The organism is Kitasatospora sp. MY 5-36 (assembly GCF_001182915.1).
GTDB lineage: Bacteria > Actinomycetota > Actinomycetes > Streptomycetales > Streptomycetaceae > Kitasatospora.
On record NZ_LFVW01000887.1, the window covers coordinates 1 to 3,551 of the forward strand.

Annotated in this window: 2 protein-coding genes and 1 pseudogene; all 3 read left to right on the top strand. The window is 76.9% G+C overall.

What is annotated here, in order from left to right:
• Positions 1–179 precede the first annotated feature (179 nt).
• Positions 180–356 (top strand): hypothetical protein, encoded by a 177-nt coding sequence (locus tag AE652_RS46935; protein WP_158077737.1) that lies wholly within the window; start codon positions 180–182, stop codon positions 354–356.
• A gap of 218 nt (positions 357–574) precedes the next feature.
• Positions 575–1,844 (top strand): annotated as a pseudogene (locus AE652_RS37760) (MFS transporter); the annotation flags it as partial.
• A gap of 34 nt (positions 1,845–1,878) precedes the next feature.
• Positions 1,879–3,551: class III lanthionine synthetase LanKC (gene lanKC, locus AE652_RS37765; RefSeq protein WP_049659820.1), on the top strand; the 1,673-nt coding region annotated here is incomplete at its 3' end.

A 3,551-nucleotide genomic window follows, 5' to 3' on the forward strand; every position in this document is an offset into this window, starting at 1 on the left:
CCTCCCGGGCGGGCCCGCCCGGGGCCCGGCGGGCCGGCGCGGCCGCTCCGACCTGCGGCCATACCGGTTTCCAACCGGCCCCGAAGCCGGGCGCAGGCGGCTCGGGCCACGGTGGTCGGCAACGGCGGGCAGCCGCCCGCCGGAGCCGTAACCACCCCCGTGCGGAAGGGAGTTCGACCATGGCCGAGAACATGGAGCAGCAGAACGTCGGCGAGAGCGGCGAGGAGACCCCGGAGGTCGAGGCGCACGTCGCCAACATCCTGGACCTCCAGGCGATGAAGGTCCTGAGCGAGTCCTCGGACGGCCTCTGCTTCAGCCTGATCAGCTACGTCCACGGCGCCGAGACCACGGTCTGACCGGAGCCCGGACACCGGGCCGTGCGCGGGGGCGGACGCACCGCCGCCCCCGGCCGCCGACACCCGGTCGCCGGCCGCCGGTTCCCGGTCACTGGTTCACCGGCCACCGGTCACCGGCAATCGGTCACCGCAAGGCTTCCGGGGCGGTCCCGCCGAGACGGGGCCGCCCCGGCCCGATCCGCACCCCCGGGTGCCCCCGCCGACCACGGAGGACGGCCATGGACCCCACCCCGCTCTCCCGCAACCGGGACTTCCGGCTGCTCTGGGCCGGCGGCCTGCTGGCCTCCCTCGGCTCCCAACTCGCCTCGATCGCCCTGCCGTTGCTGGTCCTGCGGGAGACCGGGTCGGCGGCCCGGGCGGGCGCCATCGGCACCGTCTCGGTCGGCGCGCTGCTGATCACCACGCTGCCCGGCGGGGTGCTCGCCGACCGGATCGAGCGGCGCCGGCTGATGCGGATCTGCGACGTCCTCAGCCTGCTCGCGGTCGCCGCCCTGGTCGTCGCGGTGCTGCGCGGGCACACCCCGCTGCCGCTGGTGTTGCTGGTCGCCGCCGCCGGGGCGCTGATCTCCAGCGTCTACGGGCCGGCCGCCGGCGCCCTGCTGCGCGCGGTGGTGCCCACCGGGCAGGCCCGCGAGGCCTCCTCCCGGATGCAGGCGCGCGGCGCCGCCGCCAGGCTGGCCGGACCGCTCGGCGGCGGGGCGCTGTTCGCCTGGCACCCGGTGCTGCCGTTCCTCGCCGAGGGCGTCGGCCTGCTGCTGTCCACCGTCTGCGTGGCGCTGATCCGGACCCGCGCGAAGCCCGCCACGACGGGCGGACCGGCGTTCAGCCGGGCCGAACTGACCGCCGGACTGGCCTTCGTCTGGCACCGGCCCTACCTGCGCACCCTGCTGCTGGTCTTCGGCCTCGGGATGAACTTCGCGTTCAGCGCGCTGATGTTCACCACCCTGGCCGTCGCCTCCGACGGCGGCCGCTCCGGCCTCGGCGGTGGCACCGTCGTCTCCTGCACCGCGGCCGGCGCCCTGGCCGGGGCGCTGCTCGCCCCGAGGATCGCCGCCCGGGCCCGCGACGGCAGCCTGGTCGCGCTCGCCTGCTGGGCCTGCGCGCTCACCGCCGGGGTGCTGGTGCTGACCAGGGCCCCGCTGGTGATCGGGCTGCTCTGCGCCGTCTGCATGTGCCTGTCCACCGTCGCCAGCATCGGCTTCGTCTCCGGCATGCTGACCGCCGCGCCGCCCGACCGGATCGGCCGGGTGCAGAGCGCGGCCGGCTTCCTGTCCACCCTGGTCCAGCCGTTCGGCCCGCTGGTCGGCGGCGTCCTGCTCGGCTCGCTCGGCGGCACCCGGACCTTCGCCCTGCTGGCCCTCGCCATCGCGCTCTGCGCGGCCGTGGTCACCTGGGCGCCGCCGGTGCGGCGCGGACCGGTGCTCAGCCCCGCCGTCTGACGCACCGCCCGCCGACGCACCGCCCACCGAGGCACCGCCCGCTCCCGGACGACCCCGGAAGACTTCGGAACAGGAGGCCCACGATGGCCGACGTCCACGAGACCCAGCTCTACTGCCTCGCCGACCCGACGTACTACGACACCCCCGGACGACTGCGGGACGGGGACAGCCGCTACCCGCTGGGTCTCGGCGAGCCGCCCGAGGGCTGGCGGCGGGAGCAGCGCGGGCTGTGGACGGTGCTGCGGCCCGACGGCGGCCACCTGCCCGAGCAGGGCTGGAAGCTGCACGTGTCGGCGGCGCAGGACGGCGCGGAGCGGACGCTGGCCGTCGTCGCGGGGATCTGCACCGCCCGCCGGGTGGCGTTCAAGTTCCTGCGCAGCCCGGTGGCGCTGCGGGTGGCCAACGGCAAGTACGCGGGGCGCGGCGGCAGCGGCAAGTTCGTCACCGTCTACCCGGCCACGGACGGTGAGTTCCTCTCCCTGGCGGAGGAGTTGGCCGAGGCGCTGGCGGGCTTCCCCGGGCCGTACGTGCTCACCGACCTGCGGATCGGCGACGCCCCGGTGTACGCCCGCTACGGGGCCTTCGTCGAGCTGTGGTGCCGGGACGAGCAGGGCAGGTCCGTCCCGGCCCTGCGGGACCCGTCCGGCGCGCTGGTGCCGGACCCGCGCGAGCCGGCCTTCCGGCTGCCCGCCTGGGTCGAGCCGCCGGCGGCGCTGCGCCCGCACCTGGCCGCCCGGGAGGCGGCCGGCGGGGAGCTGCCGTACCGGATCGTCGAGGTGCTCCAGGTCTCCAACGCGGGCGGGATCTACCTGGCCGAGAAGCACGGCACAGGCGAGCGGGTGGTGCTGCGCGAGGCCCGCCCGTACGCCGGGCTGGACGGCACCGGGGCGGACGCCCTGACCCGGCTGCGGCGCGAGCGGTGGGCGCTGGAGCGGCTGGCCGGGCTGGCGTGCGTGCCCCGGCTGCACGAGGTGCGCACGGTGTGGGAGCACACCTTCCTGGTGCAGGAGCACATCGAGGGCGTCCAGCTGTTCGCCGAGGCGATCCGGCGCTACCCGCTGGTGCACCAGAACTGCACCGCCGAGCAGCGCGCCGCGTACGCGCGGTGGGTGGGCGGGGTGGTGGACGGGCTGGCGGAGGCGCTCGATGCCCTGCACGCGCGGGGCGTGCGGTTCGGGGACCTCCACCCGGCCAACGTGGTGCTCCGGCCGGACGGGTCGGTGGTGCTGGTGGACTTCGAGTACGCGGCCGAGCTGGACGACCGGCGGGTGCCGACGGCCGGCGCCGCCGGGCAGCACGTCCCGCCCGGGCTGGGCGGCGCCGAGGCCGACCGCTACCTGCTGTGGGCCACCTGGCTGATGCTGCTGATGCCGGTGATGGAGCTCGCCGACTGTGACCCGGGCAAGCTCCCGGCGCTGGAACGGCGGGCGCGGGAGTGGTTCGGACTGGGACCGGAGGAGGGGCCGGTGCGGCCCGCGGCGGTGGCACGGGTGGAGTCGGCGAGCGAGCGGCGCGGCCGGGAGCTGCTGGCCGGGCCCTCGCTCGACCCGGTGTGCCGGGAGCTGGTCGCGGGCATCCACGCGGGCGCCACCCCGGACCGCCCGGACCGGCTCTTCCCCGGGGACGTGGCCGGCTTCGCCGACGGCGGGACGGGCGTGTCGCACGGCGCGGCCGGGGTGCTGTACGCGCTGCACCGAGCCGGGGCCCACTGGCCGCAGGAGTACGCGGACTGGCTGGTCGCGGCGGTCCGGCGGCG